Origin of the sequence: Gluconacetobacter tumulisoli, from assembly GCF_014174155.1 — a bacterium.
Classification (GTDB): domain Bacteria; phylum Pseudomonadota; class Alphaproteobacteria; order Acetobacterales; family Acetobacteraceae; genus Gluconacetobacter; species Gluconacetobacter tumulisoli.
The window spans coordinates 149,934-170,364 of sequence record NZ_JABEQM010000006.1; the positions used below are offsets into that span (position 1 = coordinate 149,934).

Here is a 20,431-nt window from a genome sequence, read left to right on the forward strand (position 1 = left end):
CGTTCGGTTCCGTCGTTCATGTTCGGACGTTCTGGCCGCCTTGCCCCCTCAAGACAGACAACCGGAACTGGGCTTTGGGACCAGCCTCCCCCGAGGCGACCCGACCTGTCAGTTAATTCGATAGAACGGATTGGGCAAAAGAAATGTCCTCTCGGCATGCCCGCCAGCAAGGTCGGACGGCTGGTCGCCCATGTTGGCGATGATCGTGTAGCCCCGGGCCTCGATCACCGCGCGGATCGGCGCCTTGTAATCCGCGGCCGACGGTGTCGGCCGGCCTGGTGCGCGCAGATACAGGCCCGTCCAGTCCCGATAGCCGGCATGCGTCAGGTTCGCGGCCGTGGCGGCACGCTCGGCTTCGCCACGGCCGGTGACGAAGAAGATCGCCACGCCACGGCTTTGTGCGGCACGCACCAGGGTCAATGTCCCGGGCAGGACCACGGCTTCGGCACGGTTTTCCCACGCCAGATATCCGCACGGGCCGGCGGGCAGGCTGTCGCAGGCGCCGGATCGGATATAGGCGAAATCGTCCGCCTTCATGACCGGCCAGTTCGATAGCGACGTTTCATCCACATCCAGGACCAGTGCCGGATGAGACACCTGTCCTGCCCGCTTTTCCACCCACCGGCGTGCGGCATCGGCCACCCGGACAAGGTCGCGGTCATATGCGCCGCTGTCGTGATAGTGCGTCGCGGCCGCGCGGGCATCGCCGACATTGACCAGCCCCTTGGACGCCGCGCCGTCCACGGGCGCCGGCATCACGCCGCAGCATCCCCCCAGCAGTCCGGCGAGGCACGCCGCCGCGATCGATCGCCTTCCAAACCGCAGGCGCATCAGATCACGGATCCACCCAGGGTGACATTCCGTTTCGCCTGTGCCGCCATGTCCGGACTGAAGCACGGTCGTTCGACATAGCGCCCCGCCCCGCGCGTAACGCGCAGGTCGCCGTCCGACCATACGATTCGGCCCCCGCTGATCGTATGGCGGGCCAGCCCGGTCAGGGTCATGCCTTCATAGACATTGTAATCCACATTCTGGTGATGCGTTGCCGCCGACACCGTACGGCTGGCCTCCGGGTCCCAGAGCACCAGATCGGCATCCGCGCCGGGCACGATGGCGCCTTTGCGGGGGTGGATGTTGAAGATCCTGGCCGTGTTGGTAGACGTGACCGCGACGAATTCCTCCGGCGTCAGGCGTCCGGTCCGGACGCCGTGGTGCCACAGCACGCTCATCCGGTCCTCGATGCCGGGCGTTCCGTTGGGGATCCTGGTGAAGTCGGTCCGCCCCTGCTGCTTCTGCCCGGCGCAGAAGCAGCAATGATCGGTCGCCGTCGTCTGCAACTGCCCGGACGCCAGGCCTGCCCACAGCGCTGCCTGATGGTGTTTCGGCCGGAAGGGCGGGCTCATGACATGCTGCGCCGCGCCCAGCCAGTCAGGGGTGGCGTACACGCTGTCGTCGATGACCAGATGCTGGGCCAGGACCTCGCCATAGACCCGTTGCCCACGTGCGCGCGCCGCGGCGATCGCGGCCGTCGCCTCTTCCGTCGAGACATGGACGATATAGACCGGGGCGCCCAGCAGGCCGGCGATGGCGATCACGCGCTGCGCGGCCTCGCCCTCCACGGCCGGCGGCCGGGACAGCGGATGGGCTTCGGGTCCGGTGACGCCCCGGCGCAGCAGGTCCTGCTGCAGGTACGCCACGGCGTCCCCGTTTTCGGCATGCACATTGCACAGGGCGCCCAGTTCCAGCGCCCGGCCGATCGAGCGCAGCAGCACCCCGTCATCGACCATCAGCGCGCCCTTGTAGGCCATGAAATGCTTGAAGGAGTTGACGCCGCATTCCCGGGTCAGGGTGCCCATGTCGCGATGCACCTGTTCGTCCCAATGGGTGACGGCGACATGGAACGAATAATCCGAAACCGCCTTCTCGGCCTTCGCCCGCCAGTCCTTCCAGGCCTCCAGCAGCGATGTCCCGGCATCGGGGATAACGAAATCGATGATGGTCGTCGTCCCGCCCGCGACGCCGGCGGTGGTGCCGGTCTGGAAATCGTCGCTGGCCACCGATCCCATGAAGGGCATTTCCATATGCGTATGCGGATCGATGCCGCCGGGCATGACCAGCAATCCGCCGGCATCGACGATGTCGCATCTCGCGGGCGCCTCCAGCGACGGGCCGACGGCGGTGATTCGCCCCGACTCGTCGCAGAGCACGTCCGTCCGCAGGGTGCGCTCCGCCGTCACGACCGTGCCACCACGTACCAGAAGCATGTCAGTCCTCCATTCCTCGATATCGGGCGATCGGCGATGCGCGATCATCTCCCGGCCATCCCCCAGCAAAATGCATGCCTGCCCGCCAGACGCGACTACGGGGCAATTGTAACTGTTTGCGACTTGCGCGCGGACGGCCAAGCCGGAACGATGCGAACATGAGCAACGCCCGCCTCCTACCGATCCAATCCACTTCCCCGCTCCCGTCGCAGGACAAGCCGGCGGGCGCGCCGCGTCGGGCCAGCATGCAGCAGATTTTCCGCGCGGCGGAACATCTCTTTGGACGGGACGGCTACAAGGGCACCAGCATGGCCGCGATCGCGGCAGCGGCGGGCCTGCCCAAGGCGAACATCCATTATTATTTCGGCACCAAGGAAGATCTGTACCGCGCCGTCCTGGAAAACATCCTGGTCGACTGGCTGGACGACGCCACCCTGTGGATCCGCGAGGATCTCACCCCGCGTGAGGGGCTGGAAGGCTATATCCGCGCCAAGATCGCCTTTTCCCGCGACCGTCCCGATGCATCGCGCATCTTCGCGCACGAAGTTCTGCAGGGCGCGCCACATATCAATTTGTTTCTCGGCACCTCGCTGCGCATTCATGTCCAGAACCTGGACAAGGTCTTCACCGCCTGGCAGCGGGCCGGGCTGATGCGCCCGGTTCCGAGCACGCACCTGATGTTCTGCATCTGGTCGATGACGCAGACCTATGCCGACATGAACGCCCAGATCGTCGCGGTCCTCGGCAAGGCCACGATGGAAATCCAGGATTACGAGGACGCCGCGACGACCATAACGTCATTGGTGCTGAGCGGATGCATCCCGGCTAAAAATTAATCATCGTGATTATTTTTAAATCACTAAGAGAAGCATTTTTCTTCCGATCGATCGATATCCGCTTGGTTTTTTATCTAATCTGACTATGTGGTCAGATTTTATGCTACCCAATCGCCGAAATCGTTCCTAGGATGGGGCACCCAGATCGAGCGAGATCCCATGGACCAGACCCCCGATATCGCGGCTGCACGCCTGTCCGACGACGTCCTGGCGCGTAATTTCGCCGACGCCCACCCGCCTTTGACGGCCAACCAGGCGGTCATCGAGGCAGAGCGATGCTATTTCTGCCATGACGCCCCGTGTATCGAGGCCTGTCCCACCGGAATCGACATCCCGTCCTTCATTCACAAGATCGCGTCGGGCAACCTGCGCGGCTCGGCCCGCACGATCCTGGAATCCAACATTCTGGGGGGATCCTGCGCCCGCGTCTGCCCGACCGAGATCCTTTGCGAACAGAAATGCGTGCGCAACACGCAGGACGCCCGACCGATCCAGATCGGCGCCCTGCAACGCCATGCCACGGACTGGCAGATGGCCCATGGGGGCCAGCCCTTCGCACGGGCGGCTGCGACAGGCCGTCGCATCGCCATCGTCGGCGCGGGACCGGCGGGCCTGTCCTGCGCCCATCGGCTGGCGATGCATGGGCACGATGTCGATGTCTATGATGCGCGGCCCAGGGCGGGCGGGCTGAACGAATACGGCGTGGCGGCGTACAAGCTGGCCGACGATTTCGCCCAGCGCGAAATCGATTTCCTGCTGGGGATCGGCGGTATCGTCCTGCACCCCGATCATCGCCTGGGCCGGGAAATCACGGTGCCCGCGCTGCGCGACAGCCATGATGCCGTAGTCCTGGCGCTGGGCCACGCGGGCGTCCGCTCGCCGGGCCTCGCCGGGCAGGATCTGGCCGGCGTCGCCAGCGCCGTCGATTTCATCGCGGCATTGCGCGCTTCCCCGACCAAGGATGACGTTCCCGTCGGCCGGCGGGTGGTGGTCATCGGCGGCGGCAACACCGCCGTCGATGCCGCCGTGCAGGCCAGGCGCCTGGGCGCGGACGAAGTGACCATGGTCTATCGCCGCGGCGCCGATCACATGTCCGCCACCCCTGTCGAGCAGGAATGGGCGCAGACCAACGGGGTAACGATCCGTCGCTGGGCCGCGCCCACCCACATCCTGGGCGCAGACGGATCCGTTACCGGCGTGGGGTTCGCCCAGGGCGCCCCTGGCGCGGACGGGCGGCCTGTCTATGACGGCCTGCCCTTCACCATCGCGGCGGACATGGTCCTGCTGGCCGTGGGACAGGTCTTCGTCGCTGATCCGCTGGACGGATCGGGTGTGAGCGTGGCCGGTGGCCGGATCCTGGTGGACGGCGCGGGCCGGACCTCGGTCCCGGGGGTCTATGCCGGCGGCGACTGCACCCCCGGGCCCGACCTGACGGTGTCGGCGGTCCGCGACGGCCGCGACATCGCCGAACAGATACACGCCGACCTGATGTCCATTTCATTCAGCCAGAAGGCGTGAACCATGGCCGACCTGCGCACGATCCTTGCTGGCATCCGCTCTCCCAACCCGTTCTGGCTGGCTTCGGCCCCGCCGACGGACAAGGAATACAACGTCCGCCGTGCCTTCCAGGCCGGCTGGGGCGGCGTGGTGTGGAAGACGCTTGGCGAAGACCCTCCGGTCGTCAATGTCAGCAGTCGTTACGGCGCTGTCAGCTATAATGGCACGCGGATGGCGGGGCTGAACAATATCGAACTGATTTCCGATCGGCCGCTGGCGACCAACCTGGCGGAAATCCGGTCGGTCAAGCGCGATTATCCCGATCGCGCCGTCGTGGTCAGCCTGATGGTGCCCTGCCAGGAAGAAAGCTGGAAAGCCATCCTGCCGCTGGTCGAGGACACCGGCGCAGACGGGATCGAGCTGAATTTCGGATGTCCGCACGGTATGTCGGAACGGAACATGGGTTCCGCCGTCGGCCAGGTCCCGGAATATGTCGAGATGGTCACGCGCTGGTGCAAGCAGTACACTCGCATGCCGGTGATCGTGAAGCTGACCCCCAACATCACCAACATTCTGGCCCCCGCCCGCGCGGCGCGCCGGGGCGGCGCGGATGCGGTGTCGCTGATCAACACGATCCAGTCGATCGTGGGCGTCGATCTGGATGCCATGGCGCCCATGCCGGTCGTCGGCGGCCAGGGCACGCATGGCGGCTATTGCGGGCCGGCCGTCAAGCCGATCGCCCTGCGCATGCTGGGCGATGTCGCCCGCGACCCCGAAATGGCCGGCCTGCCCATTTCCGGGATCGGCGGCATCTCGTCCTGGCGGGACGCGGCGGAATTCCTGGCGATGGGGGCCACGGGCCTGCAGGTCTGCACCGCAGCCATGCATTACGGTTTCAAGATCGTCGAGGACATGATCGACGGCCTGTCGAACTGGATGGATGAAAAGGGCTATGCCGCGCTCGACGACCTTCGGGGGCAGGCGCTGCCGCGCTATGTCCACTGGAACCAGCTCAATTTGAAATTCAGGACGATTGCCAGCATCGACCAGGACGCCTGCATCAAGTGCGGCCTGTGTCACATCGCGTGCGAGGATACGTCCCACCAGGCGATCGCCAAGATCCGGTCGGGTGACGAACGCCGTTACGAGGTCATCGACGAGGAATGCGTGGGCTGCAACCTGTGCGCCCATGTCTGCCCTGTGGATGATTGTATTACCATGATGCCGCAGCCGGTGGACGGGGTGCAGACATGGGCCGAGCATCCCAACAATCCGACGCGCGGACAGATGGCCGACGCCGGCTGACCCTGGCCATGGACGAACGCGCGACCAGCAGGAGCGACGACAGGACGATGAACGATACCGATACGAACGGAACGGGCGGCCTTCGGGTCGGCGACAATGTCACCGTGGACGGGACGGCATTGTGGAACGACATCCTGGAAACCGCGCGTTTCGGGGGCACGCCGAAAGGCGGGATCCGGCGCCTGACCCTGACGGAGGAAGACCGGCTGGTCCGCGACTGGTTCATTGCGGCGTGCGCGGCCCTGGGCTGCACCGTGACCTATGATTCCATGGGCAACCAGTTCGCCCGCCGGCCGGGTACCGACGACAGCCTGCCGCCGATCACGATGGGCAGCCATCTGGACACCCAGCCCACCGGCGGCAAGTTCGACGGCATCGTCGGCGTCCTGGGCGGGCTCGCCGTCCTGCGCGCCCTGCATGCCACGGGGCATGAAACCCGGCATCCCATCGAACTGATCAACTGGACCAACGAGGAAGGCGCCCGCTTCGCCCCGGCGATGCTGTCCTCCGGCGTCTTCGCCGGCGTGTTTACCGAGCAGGAGGCCCTGGACAAGACTGATCGGACCGGCATCCGCTTCGAGGACGCGCTTGTCGGCATCGGCTATCGCGGGACCGAACCCTGCGGGCAGCATCCGGTTGCGGCCTATTTCGAACTGCACATCGAGCAGGGGCCGATCCTGGAGGCCGAAAACAGGACGATCGGCGTCGTCACCGGCGTCCAGGGCATGCGTTGGTATGAGGTCACGCTGACCGGCCGGGATTCCCACGCTGGCAGCACGCCCATGACGATGCGCGCCGACGCCCTGCTGGCCGCCGCCCGGATGATCGAGGCGGTGAACGAAGTCGCCCTCGCCCATGGCCCCGACGCGGTTGGCACCGTCGGACTGATCGAAAACCGGCCCAACAGCCGCAATGTCGTCCCGGGCGAGGTCTTCTTCACCATCGACCTGCGCGACCCCGACGATGCGGTGGTGGAACGGATGGAGGCCGCCTTCCGCGATCGCGCGACGGCCATCGCCGCCGAATGCGGCATGCAGATGGTTCTGGAACGGGTGTGGGATTCCCCTGCCGTCCATTTCGATCCGGCCTGCATCGACGCCGTCCGCGGGGCTGCCGGATCGTTCGGCTATCCCGCGCGCGACATCGTGTCCGGCGCCGGGCACGACGCGGCCTACATGGCGCGGATCACGCCGACGACCATGATCTTCGTCCCCTGCGCCGGGGGATTGAGCCATAACGAGGCCGAAAGCGCCGAATCCGCCGACGTCACCGCCGGTGCCAACGTCCTGCTGCGGGCTGTGCTGGAGGCCGACGCGCGCCTGGACGCCTGATCCGCGGGCCAGGCCCGACACCGGCCTCCGGTTCAAAGAATCATCTGTCCAGAGCGGTGAACATGTTCCATCTTCGTCACGGTTTCCGAACCGCGACAGGATCGTCTGTGCCGGGTGGATCCTGATCAAATCTTTCGCATGGAGTGCGCGATGTCGCAGAGCAACCACGATGCGTTCTGGATGCCGTTCACGGCCAATCGCCAGTTCCGCAAGACCCCCCGCATGCTGGTTTCGGCCGAGGGCATGTACTATACGTCCGATGACGGGCGGAAGGTCCTGGACGGCTGCGCCGGCCTGTGGTGCGTGAATGCCGGCCACGCCCGGCCCCGCATTACCGAGGCGGTGCAGAAAACGATCGCGACGCTGGATTTCGCGCCGACCTTCCAGATGGGCCACCCGCTGAGCTTCGCGGCCGCCGATCGCATTGCCGCCCTGGCGCCGGGCGACCTGAACCACGTCTTCTTCTGCAATTCGGGGTCCGAGGCCGCCGATACCGCGCTGAAGATTGCCATTGCCTATCATCGCGTGCGTGGAGATGCGTCCCGCACGCGACTGATCGGGCGGGAACGCGGCTATCACGGCGTGGGCTTCGGCGGCATTTCCGTCGGCGGCATTTCCGGCAACCGGAAACTGTACGGATCGCTGCTGACCGGGGTTGATCACCTGCCGCACACGCTGGACATGGAACGCAACGCCTTTACCCGCGGCCTGCCGGCCTATGGCGCGGAACTGGCGGACAATCTGGAGCGGATCGTCGCCCTGCACGACCCGTCGACGATCGCCGCGGTGATGGTCGAACCCATGGCCGGATCGACCGGCGTCCTGCCGCCGCCCGTCGGCTATCTGAAGCGCCTGCGCGATATCTGCGACAAGTACGGCATCCTGCTGATCTTCGACGAGGTCATCACCGGTTTCGGCCGCCTGGGCGGCACCCCCTTCGCGGCTGAAAAGTTCGGCGTCCTGCCCGATATCCTGACCTGCGCCAAGGGCGTGACCAACGGCACGATTCCGATGGGGGCCGCGATTGCGCGCGAACATGTGTATGCCGCCTTCATGGACGGGCCGGAGACCGGGATCGAACTGCCGCACGGCTATACCTATTCGGGTCACCCCGTCGCCTGCGCCGCGTCCATCGCCACCCTGGACACCTATGCCGAGGAAAATCTGTTCGAGCGCGCGGGCGACATCGCCCCGTATTTCGAGGATGCCGTCCATGCCCTGCGCGGCCTGCCGCATGTCATCGACATCCGAAATGTGGGCCTCGTCGCCGGAATCGAGCTGGAATCCCGTCCCGGTACCGTGGGCGCGCGTGCGTACGAGGTCTTCGACCGGGCGTTCCGCCAGGGCGTTCTCGTCCGCTATACCGGCGACGTGATCGCGGTCTCGCCGCCCCTGATCATCGAGAAATCGCAGATCGACCAGTTGTTCGGCACCCTGTCGGACATCATCCGCGCGGTCGAATGACCACGTGGACGAAGACCCGTCCCCCACGACCCGTCCCTGGCCGATCCCTGACCGAGGCCCCGATATGACAGCAGCGCCCGCGACCGCAGAGACACCCTCCGACCTGCCGCCCGGCTACGATCCCGCCCTGTACAACGCGGACCTGGCGCCCGTTCCCGCCGGGCGCCGGGACTGGAGCTGGGTCAACATGGCGACGGTGTGGATGGGCATGGTCCACAACATCGTGGTCTATGAAGCGGCGTCGGGGTTGATGGCCCTGGGGTTCTCGGCCTGGGAATGCCTGGAGATCGTGGCGGTCGCCTATGCCGTCCTGTTCGTCGCCATGTGGTTCAACGCACGCGCGGGCACGAAATACGGCATTCCGTTCTGCGTCCTGATCCGTTCGGCGTTCGGGCCGTACGGCGCACAGGTCCCGGTCGTGCTGCGGGGGTTCTGCGCGGTATTCTGGTTTTCGGTGCAGGCCTATGCCGCGGCGCAGGCTGTGGACGCCGTGATGTCGACACTCAGCGGCGCCTGGGCGGGCATGACGGCGCCGTTCCTTGGTATGCAGGCCCGCACCTGGGTGGCGATGGCCATGGTCTGGGCGCTGCATGCCTGGATCGTCAGCCACGGGGTGCACCGCATCCGCAATTTCGAACTGGTGGCAGGGCCGCTCGTGATCCTGGTGGGGCTTCTGGCCACGATCTGGGGGCTGCATGTCGGGCACGGTCTGGGGCCGCTGTTCGCCCAGCCGTCGCGCCTTCATGGGGCGGCCTTCTGGTCCACCTTCGCGATGGGCGTGACTGGAATGATCGGGATCTGGGCGACGTTCGCCGTCAACATTCCCGACCTGTCCCGCTTCGTCAGGTCGGAACGCGACCAGGTGGTCGGTCAGGCCATCGGCCTGCCGGTCACGGCGCTGGTGTTCACCCCGATGGGGATCATTACGACATCGGCCACGATCATCCTGTTCGGACATCCGATCTGGAACCCGGTCGACCTGCTGCTGGCGCTCAACTACCCCGTCATCACGGTCCTGGGCGGCGCGACGCTGGTGCTGGCGACGCTGTCGGTCAATGTCGTCGCGAACATCATGCCGGCGTCGTACGACCTGGTGAACCTGATGCCGCGCCGGCTGGATTTCCATCGCGCGGCAAGGCTGGTGCTGCTGCTGGGTATCTTCTTCATGCCCTGGCTGTGGTTCAACCAGGCGGCCAGCATCTATCGCGTGCTCGACCTGATCGGCGGCATGCTGGGCCCAGTGACCGGCATCATGCTGGCCGATTTCTACGTAGTACGGAAACAGAACCTGGATGTCGCGGCGCTCTATCGCCTCGATGGACGCTATGCCGGGCGGAAAGGCTGGAATCCCCCTGCCCTGGTCGCGTTTGTCGCCGGCGGCGGCATGGCGTCCATCGGTCACGTCGTGCCCGGGCTGGGGGGGCTGAGTGCCGTGTCCTGGTTCATCGGCGTGGCGGTCGGCGCCGGATTGTACCTGGCCCTGTCCCGCCGTCAGGACCAGGACATGTGGGATGGAACCGAAGACACGGCGTCCCTGTCCAACGCCACATTGTGATCGCCCCTTGGAAACCGATCCGCTGATTTATGATCGGGATTCAGGGTTTCCTACAGGAGGTGATCGGATGGTCGGATCGGATGGCCCGGTTCGAACGCCGCGATATGACAGGAATGATCCTGCAATTCCTCGCCCGATGCGCGGTCGCCGGACAAGGGCTTGACCACATCGTCCAGCAGGATGAAACCGGGATGTCCGTTGGGCCACACCGTTCCGACCACGACCAGGGTATGTTCCGCCATCTCGCGCACCGGATCGGCCAGCGAGGCGGCCAGGCGGCGGAACGGATAGGCTCCGTCCAGCGTGTTCCCGTCGATCCGCGTGGCACGATAGGTATGTCCATCCAGCACCAGCGGCGTCCATCCCGACCCGATATTCTGCCGCGCCCAATGCAGCGCCACCCGGATATTCGGGGCGAGACAGTCAACATGGATATGCAACTGATTCTGCGACCGGCCGAATTTCGAATTGATCGCCAGCGCCACTGTTTCGCGCGGCATGGTGTGGCCCAGGCGGGCCAATGACCGGTCGATCTGATGCCATGCCGCCCCGAAATAATCGGGCGTATCCTGCGCCAGCAGGGCCTGGTCCTCGATTCCCGTGACGCGGTCGGTGGGGATCACCAGATACTGGGCGCGGCCGATCCTGTCCTTCAGGACCGCGTAGCCCCGATCGGTATCGACCACCGCGCAGGGTGCGGGCGTGTTTTCCCCGATCTGGTTGGGCACGCAGCGATCATGCACGATAGTCCAGAGAACGTTCGGGTTTTCCGTCGCCTTATACGGGCCGCTCGCCCGCGCTACCGTCAGCAGGACCCCCGCCGCCAGCAGGCCGGGAACGCCGATTGCCAGCAGGACGCGCCTCATGCCGCCCCGCCTTCGATGATACTGGCAGGCAGGCCCAGCATGTCGCCCAGCCGGTCGAGGCGACGGCGGACGCTTTCGCCACGCACGACGGTCCGCCCCGCCGCCAGATGCAGCGCCAGACCCTGGTCCGTGATTTCGATCCCCGTCCCGTCCAGGAGTTCCTCGGTGCCGCCGCACACGGTGTAGGCCAGGCGTAGCGCCAGCCCCAGTACGACGGCGCGCCGGAACTGGGCATCGTTCAGCAATTGCCGGGACGGTTGCAGGAAGGCGTGTCCCAGTTCGGCTTCGTACCGGATTGCCAGCGTCAGCGCCACGAACGCGCGTGCCGGATGGTCGAACCCCACGCCCTGCATTCGCAGGACCCGCAGATAGGTCTGCTCCGCCCGATATTCCGGGTGGTCGTATGAACCGATGTCGGACATCAGGCACGCCGCGCGCCGCAGGCGCCGGTCGATCTGTTCCTCGTTGGGGAAGAGCGGTGCCGTCCAGTGCATCAGATGGTCGGGCAGCGTTTCACTGCGCCCCAGGCGGGAACACATTTCCTGCGCAACCGCTTCCTGCGGGTCGATTCCGCCGACCGAGGCCGCGACGCGGCGCATGTACCACCCCTCGCGCAGGCCATCGACACAGAAAACCAGGCTGCTCGGCTGGATCCGGCGCATCAGGCGACGCAGGACAGTCGCGGCGAACGGCACGTCCTCCAGGCGTTTGCGTGGCGCCCCGGGCAGACGTTCCAGTGCACGGCGCGACGACCCGGCGATCCAGTCGCTCATCTCGCGCGCGGCCTCGTCGCCCAGCGTATAGAGATGGACGATATTGAGCGGATAATTCGTGCGCGCGATCTGCAGCCGCGCCAGCGCCCGGAACGCCCCGCCCACCAGATAGAGCGGACGACCGCGCATGTCGTCCAGCCACCCGACCTGCGCGATGTCGGCGTCGGCGATGCTGCGCGCCTTCTGCAGGTCTCCCCCGGCCCGGTCATTCAGGCGGATAACCCCCAGGCGCAGGGTGCAGGCATCCATTTTCTGCCCACCCGACAGCCGGATCAGTTCCAGCGATCCGCCGCCGATATCCGCGACCAGCCCATCGGCCTCCGGCAGGCCGCACAGCACGCCGGTGGCGGAATAATCCGCCTCCTCCTCGCCCGACAGGATGCGGATGGGCACGCCGGGCATGCGCGCGCGCAGGGCGGCGACAAATTCCGGGCCGTTGGAGGCGTCGCGCACCGCCGCCGTGGCGAGGATCTCGAACGGGTCGGCATCCATGCCGCGGGCGATGGCGTGGAAGCGGTCCATGACCTCCATCGCCATGCCCACGCCTTCCTCGTTCAGGCGTCCCGTCGCATTCAGCCCCCGCCCCAGCCGCAGGACCGATTTTTCATTGAAGATGGAGATCGGATTGCGGGAAATCCCGTCGAACACCACCAGGCGCACGGAGTTCGAGCCCAGGTCGACGACGGCCGACCGGCGATGCGTGGCGGCGGTCATCGGACCCGTCGCCATGTCGGAACCCGGGGGGTCGGCTTCGCGCGCGCGCGGGTCGGTAGCTGCGTCATGGCGACCTCCTCAATCATCGAGAATGCGGTCCTGATGGCGGGGCATCGGCGTGCTGACACGGATCGCGGTGTCCTGCGCGGCCAACCCCCGTCCCGACAGGGACGGATTGGTCATGAAATAGTCATGGGCCGAAAATGGTTTCGCGCCCGGTTCCAGCCGTCTCCATACACCGTTTTGCTGCAGGATCCACGATTGCAGGTTGTCCTTCAGGTCCGTCACCATGATCTGGTCCAGGACCTGGGCATGCACCGTGGGATCGCGCATCGGCACCATGCTTTCGACCCGCCAGTCCATGTTCCGCACCATCCAGTCGGCCGACGATATGTACAGCTTGGCGTGACGCGACGGCAGGCGGTGGCCATCGCCGAAGGCGAAGACCCGGGAATGTTCCAGGAACCGTCCGACGATGGATTTGATGCGGATATTTTCCGACAGTCCGGGCACGCCGGGGCGCAGGCAGCAGATGCCGCGCACGATGCCCATGATTCGCACCCCGGCGCAGGAGGCCCGATACAGCCGGTCGATCAGGTCCGGATCGACCAGCGAATTCATCTTCAGCCAGATCTGCCCCGGACGTCCGGCGCGGACATGGTCGATTTCCGCCTGGATCAGTTCTTCCAATGTCCGGCGGATCGTGACCGGCGAGAAGGCGATGGCTTCCATCCGCGTGGGCAGTGCATAGCCGGTCATGTAATTGAACAGGCGGGCGGAATCACGGGCCAGTTCGGGATCGCAGGTGAAGAACGACAGGTCCGTATAGATCCGCGCGGTGATCGGGTGATAATTCCCCGTTCCGAAATGGGCGTAGGACCGCAGGGACCCGCCCTCGCGCCGGACGACGAGACTGAGCTTGGCATGGGTCTTGAGGTCGGCGAACCCGAATACGACCTGGACGCCCGCGGCCTCCAGCGCGCGGGCCAGGCGGATGTTCGCCTCCTCGTCGAAGCGGGCGCGGAGCTCCACCATGGCGGTGACCGACTTTCCGGCCTCCGCCGCCTCGATCAGCGCCTTGACGATCGGGCTGTCGCGCGAGGTGCGGTACAATGTCTGCTTGATTGCGACCACCGCCGGGTCCAGCGCCGCCTGGCGCAGGAACTGGATGACGACGTCGAAGCTTTCGAACGGATGGTGGACGATCATGTCCTTCGCCCGGATGGCGGCGAAGCAATCCCCACCGTAGTCGATGATCCGTTCGGGAAAGCGCGGCGCATAGGGGGGGAAGAGCAGGTCCGGCCGGTCGTCGCCGATCATCTGCTTCAGGTCGACCACGCCGATCAGGCCGGGCTGGATTTCCACCTCGTCGGGCGGAACGTCCAGGTCGGTCGCGACCGCCTGGCCCAGGTCGGCCGGCATCCGCGAATCTATGTCCAGATGGATGACGACGCCCCGCCGGCGGCGCTTCAGGGCGGTTTCGTAGGAACGGACCAGGTCCTCGGCCTCGTCCTCGAACTCCACGTCGGTGTCGCGAATCACCCGCAGGACGCCCCATTCCCCGGCGACCAGGCCCGGAAACAGCCGGCCGATGCACAGGGCGATCAGGTTTTCCAGCAGGATGAACCGCGCGCCCCCCTCTGGCGACAGCGACGCCGGCAGGCGGACGAAACGTTCGATCTGCGCCGGCAGCAGGATCATCGCACTCATGACGAAGCGGCCGGTATCCGCGCTCATCAGCCGCAGGGACAGGGCCAGCCCCATGTGGGGAATGAACGGCAGCGGATGGGCCGGATCGATGGCCAGCGGCGTCAGGACAGGAAAGACCCGGTCCATGAAGCAGGTATCCAGCCACTCGCGGTCGGCGTCGTTCATGCTGTCCAGGTCGCACAGCACGATCCCGGCATCGGCCAGATGCCCCCGCAGGTCCTTCCATATCCGCTGCTGTTCGCGCAGCAGGCGGGCGGTCCGCGCGCGCACCGCCGCCAGTTGCTGGCCAGGTGTCAGGCCGTCGGGCGAACTGGCGACCAGCCCCTCGCGCACCTGCCCGACCAGGCCGGCCACACGGACGGAATAGAATTCGTCGAGATTGCCCGCGCTGATCGACAGGAAGCGCAGGCGCTCCAGCAAGGGATTGCGGGGATTGTCGGCCTCTTCGACCACGCGCTGGTTGAAATCCAGCCAGGACAGTTCGCGATTGATGAACCGCGCAGGGGATTGGATATCGATCGGCGGCGGCGACATTGTCGTGCCTTTCGTGGCGGCGCGGTGTCGTGCCGGCGATGTGGTCGTCGTCCGCTTGCGAACCGTGCGCCCGGCCGGTGGCCGCGCTGGGGATTTCCCCGTCGGTTTTGTCAATCCTGTCTCCTGCCCCGGATCCGCCGTGCTTTGCCAGATTTAGCCATGAACCGCGGATGTTGCCAACGCGGCGCATCATGAAGAATATCGGTCAGTCCGCGACGGCGACGCCCGGCCCCGTATCATGTGCCAGCATGTCCCGCAGCACCGTCATCGCGACCGCGCGGGTAACCCCCCTGCCCGAGACAAGCCCTGCATGATCCAGGCGAATCGCGGCCTCCCGGACCGAAGACGCCGTCCGCGGCAGGCGGCGCAGCAGCCAGTCCGTTACCGGCTGGGTAACCACGATCTGGCGTTCCGCCAGATGGCGCAGCAGCAGGATCCGCAACAGCGAATCCTCGGGCTGCCGGACCTCCACCGCCATGGTTGCGCGCAGTCGGCTGGCCAGGTCGGGCAGGTCCACCCCCCATCGCGCGGGTGACAGGCGGGCTGCCAAGGCGACGGGTACGGCATGTTCCCGTGCGCCATTCAGAAGATGCAGCATGGCCCGGCGGTCGGCATAACCATCGGCGTCGTCCACCGCGATAGCCTGGACCGGCGGCTGGCTGTCGCCGCCGAACAGGCGTCCCACGGTGGATTCGTCGATGGCCCGGCCCGCCAGCAGGACGGCGCCGCGATCCTGGGCCCAGACCTCCAGCAGATGGGTCTTGCCGGTGCCGGCTGCACCCCAGATCGCCAGCCGGTGCTCCGGCCATTCGGTCTGGCCCAGCAACCAGGCCCGCGCCGTGCCATTCGACGGCGCCGCCACGAAATCCGCGCGGGTGAAGCGCGCCGCATGCGCGAAGGGCAGGACAAGCTGTCCGGACGGGGCCCGTCCGGCGGTTTCGTGCTTATTCTGTGCCGTCCATTCAACCACTGCTTTGCGTGCCGCCCCGCCTGCCGTAAAGGAACCCGGAGACCGTTTACCTTACCTTGCCTCATTCTTCGACCCCCACCGCACCGGCGGGTCGACATCCGGGGCATCCTGACGACGAAGGCCCGACCAGCATGACCTCCGCCCCCCTGACCCCTTCGCCCGGAACCGGCGCCACCTACCGCGACGCGGGCGTGGATATCGAGGCCGGTGACGCGCTGGTCGACGCGATCAAGCCGGCGGCGAAGGCCACCGACCGGCGCGGCACCATGGGCGGGCTGGGCGGCTTTGGCGCCCTGTTCGACCTCAAGGCCGCGGGGTTCACCGATCCGGTGCTGGTGTCCTGCACCGACGGCGTGGGCACCAAGCTGATGGTGGCCATCGAAAGCGGCCTGCACGAAACGGTCGGCATCGACCTGGTGGCGATGTGCGTGAACGACCTGGTGGTGCAGGGGGCGGAACCCCTGTTCTTCCTGGATTATTTCGCCACGGGCCGCCTGGCGGTGGCCGATGCGGCCAAGGTCGTGCGCGGAATCGCCGAGGGCTGCCGTGAATCGGGCTGCGCCCTGGTGGGCGGCGAGACCGCTGAAATGCCGGGCATGTATGGTGCCGGGCATTATGACCTGGCCGGATTCTCGGTCGGCGCGGCGGAACGCACCGCCCTGCTGCCCGCCGACATCCGCGCCGGCGACACGCTGATCGGGCTGCCCTCCAGCGGCGTGCATTCCAACGGGTTCTCGCTGGTGCGGGCGATCGTCAGGCAGACGGGCCTGGGCTGGGACGTCCCATGTCCCTTCACGGATAAGGCGGCCAAGGCGCCCACGCTGGCACAGGCGCTCATGACGCCCACGCGGCTGTACGTGAAGACCGTGCTGGATCTGCATCGCCAGGGGCTGGTGCAGGGCGCCGCCCATATCACCGGCGGTGGCCTGCCGGGAAACCTGCCGCGCGTCCTGCCGGCGGGCGTGACGGCCGTGGTCGATGGCGCAAGCTGGTCCATTCCGCCAGTCTTCCGCTGGCTGGCGCAGGCCGGACAGGTGGATGCCGACGAAATGCTGAAGGTCTTCAATTGCGGCATCGGCATGGTCCTGATCGCCCGCGACGGGGACGCCGCAATGCGTCGCCTGGCGGAACTGGGCGAGGAAGCCTACGTGATCGGCCATCTGGAGGCCGGAGCCGATGGGTCGGCGGCGGGCTTGCGCTTCACCACCCGGCCCGATTTTGCCGGCTGACCCCGTGACGCACGACCGGCGGGCCACGAAACGCCCCATCGCGATCCTGATCAGCGGGCGCGGCAGCAACATGCGCGCCCTGATCGACGCCTGCGCCGCACCGGATTTCCCGGCCCGCATCGCCCTGGTGCTCAGCAACCGACCGGACGCCCCCGGCCTGGCCGTGGCGCAGGCCGCCGGGCTGCGGACCGCTTCGGTCGATCACCGCCCCTTCCGTGGTGACCGTGAAGCGCATGAACGCGCCATCGATGCGATGCTGCGCGAGGCTGGGGTCGAACTGGTCTGTCTGGCCGGCTACATGCGCCTGCTGACCCCGTTCCTGACCGGGGCATGGTCCGGACGGATGCTGAACATCCATCCCAGCCTGCTCCCCGCCTTTCCCGGCCTGCACACGCATGAGCGCGCGCTGGCCACCGGGGTGAAGCTGCATGGCTGCACCGTGCATCTGGTCACCGAAATCATGGATGACGGACCGATCATCGGCCAGGCCGCCGTCCCCGTGCACGCCGACGACACACCCGACCGACTGGCCGCCCGCGTATTGCGGCAGGAGCATCATCTGTATCCGGCGGCGTTGCGCAAAATCCTGGACCCCGACGGCGCGGATGACCCGGCCACGGAGAGCCTGCTGTTCCTGTAGGGATCACGCATGGAAAAGGCCGCCCCGACCGGGGCGGCCTTTTCCATGTCGATGGGCCGCGCCGTGCGGCACGGACCAGGGACGGATCAGGGCAGGATCTCGGTCTGCGCGAAGAAGAACGCGATCTCGTTCGTGGCGTTCTCCAGGCTGTCCGAGCCATGGACCGAATTTGCCTCGATGCTCTCGGCGAACTCGGCGCGGACGGTGCCCGGCGCGGCCTTCTTCGGGTCGGTGGCGCCCATGACGTCGCGGTGCTTCAGGACGGCGTTCTCGCCTTCAAGGACCTGCAGCACGACCGGGCCGGAGACCATGAAGGACACCAGGTCACCGAAGAACGGGCGATCCTTGTGCACGGCGTAGAATGCGCCGGCCACGGCCTCGGTCAGCTGCACGCGCTTCTGCGCGACGATCCGCAGGCCCGATTCCTCGAACACCGCATTGATCTTGCCCGTCAGGTTGCGCCGGGTCGCGTCCGGCTTGATGATCGACAGGGTACGTTCGGTCGCCATGGGGTGGCTCCTTCTTGCTTCTCGAAATACGTCGCCAGGACCCCCTGCCCGTCCGGACCGGCGCCCCTTGCGCGCGCCATCTAGAGCATATTCCCGGAGACTGGTAGGTACAGCGTCATGAATCCTAGCCCTTTGCCGCATATTCCTGGAGCCACCGGTCCGTGAGCCTGCTCGTCATCTCCGACCTGACCCTGCGCATCGCCGGCCGCACGCTGCTGGATGCCGCCAGCCTGACCGTCGATCCCGGACGCAAGATCGGCCTGGTCGGCCGCAACGGTGCTGGAAAATCCACGCTGCTGGCCGCCATCGCAGGGGACATCGCTCCGGACGGGGGCTCCATCCACCTGTCGTCGCGGGCACGCATGGCGCGGATCCGCCAGGAGGCGCCGTCCGGCGACGCCAACCTGCTGGACACGGTGCTGGCCGGCGATGCCGAACGGACCGCCCTGCTGGCCGAGGCCGACCGCGCGCGCGATCCCGCCCGGCTGGCCGACATCCATGAACGCCTGCGCGCGATCGGCGCCGACAGCGCACCGTCCCGGGCCGCGACCATCCTGTCCGGCCTGGGGTTCGACAGCGACGCGCAGGCGCGCCCGGTATCGGATTTTTCCGGCGGGTGGCGGATGCGCGTGGCATTGGCGACCGCGCTGTTCCTCAACCCCGACCTGCTGCTGCTTGACGAGCCGACGAACCATCTGGATCTCGAAGCCACGATCTGGCTGGAAAACTGGCTGGCCCGGTTTGCCGGCGCCGCGCTGATCGTCAGTCACGATCGGGGCCTGCTGGACCGCGCGGTGGACGCCATCGTCCATCTGGACCAGCGCAAGCTGTCCCTGACGCCCGGGGGCTACAGCGAATTCGTCCGCATCCGCACGGAACAGGCCCTGCAGCAGGCCCGTGCGGCGGAACGGATCGCGGCCCAGCGGGCGCACATGCAATCCTTCGTCGACCGCTTCCGGGCCAAGGCCACCAAGGCGCGGCAGGCCCAGGCCCGGTTGAAGGCGTTGGAGAAGCTGCCGGTCATCGATACGGTGGTCGAGGATGCGCCGACCCGTTTCGCCTTTCCCGAACCCTCCCCCCTGCCGCCGCCGATGCTGGTGCTGGACCGGGTGTCGGTGGGATACGACGCCCGTCCGATCCTGTCGGACCTGTCGCTGCGGCTGGACATGGAGGACCGGATCGCCCTGCTGGGCGCGAACGGCAACGGCAAATCCACCTTCGCCAAGCTGATCGCCGGACGGCTGGCGCCGATGCGCGGCACGGTGTCGCACAGTCCGCGCCTGCGCGTCGGCTATTTCGCGCAGCATCAGGCCGAGGAATTGCTGCCCGACGAAACCCCGGTCGATCACATGGCCCGTGCGATGCCCAAGGCGCCGCAGACGGCCGTGCGCGCGCAACTGGCCCGCTTCGGGCTGGATGCGGACCGCGCCGATACCGTGACCCGGGACCTGTCGGGGGGCGAGAAGGCCCGGCTGCTGCTGGCGCTGGCAACGCGCGACGCGCCGCATCTGCTGATCCTGGACGAACCGACGAACCATCTGGACCTGGATGCGCGCGAAGCCCTGATCCGCGCCCTGGCCGAGTTCGAGGGGGCCGTCCTGCTGATCAGCCACGATCCGCACCTGGTCGAACTGGTGGCCGACCGGCTCTGGCTGGTGGGCGACGGCACCGTCCGTCCGTTCGAGGGCGACATGGCGGAATATCGCGTCTGGCTGACGGAACGCGCCCGGGCGGCATCCCGCCCGTCGGCCGCCGCACCCGCGCCCAAGCGCGAGGACCGGCGGGAACGTGCCGAGGCCCGCAAGGCCATCGCCCCCCTGCGCCGCAAGGCCCGCGATGCCGAGACCCGGATGGCCGGCCTGGCCGGCGAACGCGCGCGGCTGGAGGCGCGGCTCGCGGACCCCGCGCTGTATGCGGCCGGCCGCGCGGACGAGGTCACGTCGATCAATACCCGGCTGGCCGCCATCGGGCGTGAAGAAGCGCAGGCCGAGGAGGAATGGCTGGAGGCCGAGGCCGCGATCGAGGAGAGCGTCGCCGAATAGGCGAAATGCCCCACGGGCGCGCACGCTTCGGCCCCGGCGTTCATCGCGTATGCCTTTTCGTTTACCAATCCGATCCAGGATGCCGTTGCCGGCTGGCGGCGGTCACGTCGTTATATCCGGCACTTATCATCATGTTGTCGGCACAAGGCCGGCACATCGATGGAATCGACGAAGGCCGGCGGATATGCCTAC

General features: G+C 66.9%; 16 protein-coding genes. 9 read left to right on the forward strand and 7 right to left on the reverse strand.

What is annotated here, in order from left to right; translation table 11 throughout:
* Positions 1-108: 108 nt before the first annotated feature.
* Together HLH28_RS09270 and hydA are read right to left on the reverse strand one after the other, a co-directional pair.
* Entirely contained in the window at positions 109-831 is a 723-nt protein-coding gene (locus HLH28_RS09270; RefSeq protein ID WP_182958041.1) for an HAD family acid phosphatase, read from the reverse strand.
* A complete protein-coding gene (hydA, locus tag HLH28_RS09275; protein ID WP_182958043.1) occupies positions 831-2,264 on the reverse strand; it encodes a dihydropyrimidinase in 1,434 nt (477 codons plus the stop codon). The genes HLH28_RS09270 and hydA overlap by 1 nt, the downstream gene beginning before the upstream one ends.
* Positions 2,265-2,422: 158 nt before the next feature.
* Between hydA and HLH28_RS09280 the strand changes: the two genes are divergently transcribed.
* The 6 genes from HLH28_RS09280 to HLH28_RS09305 all read left to right on the forward strand — a co-directional run bounded on the left by HLH28_RS09280 (position 2,423) and on the right by HLH28_RS09305 (position 10,252).
* Positions 2,423-3,100: a TetR/AcrR family transcriptional regulator gene (locus tag HLH28_RS09280; protein WP_182958046.1), complete on the forward strand. Its 678-nt coding sequence runs from the start codon at positions 2,423-2,425 to the stop codon at positions 3,098-3,100.
* Between the two features lie 159 nt (positions 3,101-3,259).
* Positions 3,260-4,618, forward strand: a complete 1,359-nt coding sequence (locus tag HLH28_RS09285) for an NAD(P)-dependent oxidoreductase (RefSeq protein ID WP_182958049.1) — start codon at positions 3,260-3,262, stop codon at positions 4,616-4,618.
* Positions 4,619-4,621: 3 nt separating this feature from the next.
* Complete coding sequence (preA, locus tag HLH28_RS09290) at positions 4,622-5,902, forward strand: NAD-dependent dihydropyrimidine dehydrogenase subunit PreA (protein ID WP_182958051.1); 1,281 nt, start codon at positions 4,622-4,624, stop codon at positions 5,900-5,902.
* A 47-nt stretch (positions 5,903-5,949) separates the two neighbouring features.
* Positions 5,950-7,233, forward strand: coding sequence for a M20 family metallo-hydrolase (locus HLH28_RS09295; protein ID WP_182958054.1), 1,284 nt, complete (start codon positions 5,950-5,952; stop codon positions 7,231-7,233).
* Positions 7,234-7,383: 150 nt separating this feature from the next.
* Positions 7,384-8,697: an aspartate aminotransferase family protein gene (locus tag HLH28_RS09300; protein WP_182958057.1), complete on the forward strand. Its 1,314-nt coding sequence runs from the start codon at positions 7,384-7,386 to the stop codon at positions 8,695-8,697.
* A gap of 64 nt (positions 8,698-8,761) precedes the next feature.
* The gene (locus HLH28_RS09305; RefSeq protein ID WP_182958061.1) at positions 8,762-10,252 is read left to right on the forward strand and encodes an NCS1 family nucleobase:cation symporter-1; all 1,491 of its coding nucleotides are present in this window, start codon (positions 8,762-8,764) and stop codon (positions 10,250-10,252) included.
* A gap of 50 nt (positions 10,253-10,302) precedes the next feature.
* On the opposite strand, the gene HLH28_RS09310 is transcribed toward HLH28_RS09305, so the two are convergent.
* From HLH28_RS09310 to HLH28_RS09325, 4 genes are all read right to left on the reverse strand, one after another.
* On the reverse strand, positions 10,303-11,118 hold the full coding sequence (locus HLH28_RS09310; protein ID WP_182958064.1) for a CDP-diacylglycerol diphosphatase: 816 nt from the start codon (positions 11,116-11,118) through the stop codon (positions 10,303-10,305).
* The gene (locus tag HLH28_RS09315; protein ID WP_182958067.1) at positions 11,115-12,605 is read right to left on the reverse strand and encodes a Ppx/GppA family phosphatase; all 1,491 of its coding nucleotides are present in this window, start codon (positions 12,603-12,605) and stop codon (positions 11,115-11,117) included. Before HLH28_RS09315 ends, HLH28_RS09310 begins: the two co-directional genes overlap by 4 nt.
* Positions 12,606-12,683: 78 nt before the next feature.
* The gene (locus tag HLH28_RS09320; protein ID WP_246395881.1) at positions 12,684-14,849 is read right to left on the reverse strand and encodes an RNA degradosome polyphosphate kinase; all 2,166 of its coding nucleotides are present in this window, start codon (positions 14,847-14,849) and stop codon (positions 12,684-12,686) included.
* A gap of 205 nt (positions 14,850-15,054) precedes the next feature.
* Positions 15,055-15,819, reverse strand: a complete 765-nt coding sequence (locus tag HLH28_RS09325) for a P-loop NTPase family protein (RefSeq protein WP_182958072.1) — start codon at positions 15,817-15,819, stop codon at positions 15,055-15,057.
* 131 nt (positions 15,820-15,950) lie between these two features.
* Here HLH28_RS09325 and purM point away from each other — a divergent pair, with 131 nt between their 5' ends.
* Both purM and purN read left to right on the forward strand, forming a co-directional pair.
* Positions 15,951-17,048 carry a phosphoribosylformylglycinamidine cyclo-ligase gene (gene purM, locus HLH28_RS09330; protein ID WP_182958075.1) on the forward strand — a complete coding sequence of 366 codons (1,098 nt, stop codon included), beginning with the start codon at positions 15,951-15,953 and terminating at the stop codon, positions 17,046-17,048.
* Between the two features lie 4 nt (positions 17,049-17,052).
* Positions 17,053-17,688, forward strand: coding sequence for a phosphoribosylglycinamide formyltransferase (purN, locus tag HLH28_RS09335; protein WP_338029696.1), 636 nt, complete (start codon positions 17,053-17,055; stop codon positions 17,686-17,688).
* A gap of 86 nt (positions 17,689-17,774) precedes the next feature.
* Here the strand turns inward: purN and ndk are convergent, their stop codons facing one another.
* Complete coding sequence (gene ndk / locus HLH28_RS09340) at positions 17,775-18,197, reverse strand: nucleoside-diphosphate kinase (RefSeq protein ID WP_182958081.1); 423 nt, start codon at positions 18,195-18,197, stop codon at positions 17,775-17,777.
* Between the two features lie 161 nt (positions 18,198-18,358).
* Between ndk and HLH28_RS09345 the strand changes: the two genes are divergently transcribed.
* Positions 18,359-20,239 carry an ATP-binding cassette domain-containing protein gene (locus tag HLH28_RS09345; protein ID WP_182958084.1) on the forward strand — a complete coding sequence of 627 codons (1,881 nt, stop codon included), beginning with the start codon at positions 18,359-18,361 and terminating at the stop codon, positions 20,237-20,239.
* Positions 20,240-20,431 lie beyond the last annotated feature (192 nt).

Coding starts and splice junctions, on each gene's coding strand:
- HLH28_RS09270 (WP_182958041.1), bottom strand. CDS start 831: ATGCGCCTGCGGTTTGGAAGGCGATCGATCGCGGCGGCGTGCCTCGCC.
- hydA (WP_182958043.1), bottom strand. CDS start 2,264: ATGCTTCTGGTACGTGGTGGCACGGTCGTGACGGCGGAGCGCACCCTG.
- HLH28_RS09280 (WP_182958046.1), top strand. CDS start 2,423: ATGAGCAACGCCCGCCTCCTACCGATCCAATCCACTTCCCCGCTCCCG.
- HLH28_RS09285 (WP_182958049.1), top strand. CDS start 3,260: ATGGACCAGACCCCCGATATCGCGGCTGCACGCCTGTCCGACGACGTC.
- preA (WP_182958051.1), top strand. CDS start 4,622: ATGGCCGACCTGCGCACGATCCTTGCTGGCATCCGCTCTCCCAACCCG.
- HLH28_RS09295 (WP_182958054.1), top strand. CDS start 5,950: ATGAACGATACCGATACGAACGGAACGGGCGGCCTTCGGGTCGGCGAC.
- HLH28_RS09300 (WP_182958057.1), top strand. CDS start 7,384: ATGTCGCAGAGCAACCACGATGCGTTCTGGATGCCGTTCACGGCCAAT.
- HLH28_RS09305 (WP_182958061.1), top strand. CDS start 8,762: ATGACAGCAGCGCCCGCGACCGCAGAGACACCCTCCGACCTGCCGCCC.
- HLH28_RS09310 (WP_182958064.1), bottom strand. CDS start 11,118: ATGAGGCGCGTCCTGCTGGCAATCGGCGTTCCCGGCCTGCTGGCGGCG.
- HLH28_RS09315 (WP_182958067.1), bottom strand. CDS start 12,605: ATGACCGCCGCCACGCATCGCCGGTCGGCCGTCGTCGACCTGGGCTCG.
- HLH28_RS09320 (WP_246395881.1), bottom strand. CDS start 14,849: ATGTCGCCGCCGCCGATCGATATCCAATCCCCTGCGCGGTTCATCAAT.
- purM (WP_182958075.1), top strand. CDS start 15,951: ATGACCTCCGCCCCCCTGACCCCTTCGCCCGGAACCGGCGCCACCTAC.
- ndk (WP_182958081.1), bottom strand. CDS start 18,197: ATGGCGACCGAACGTACCCTGTCGATCATCAAGCCGGACGCGACCCGG.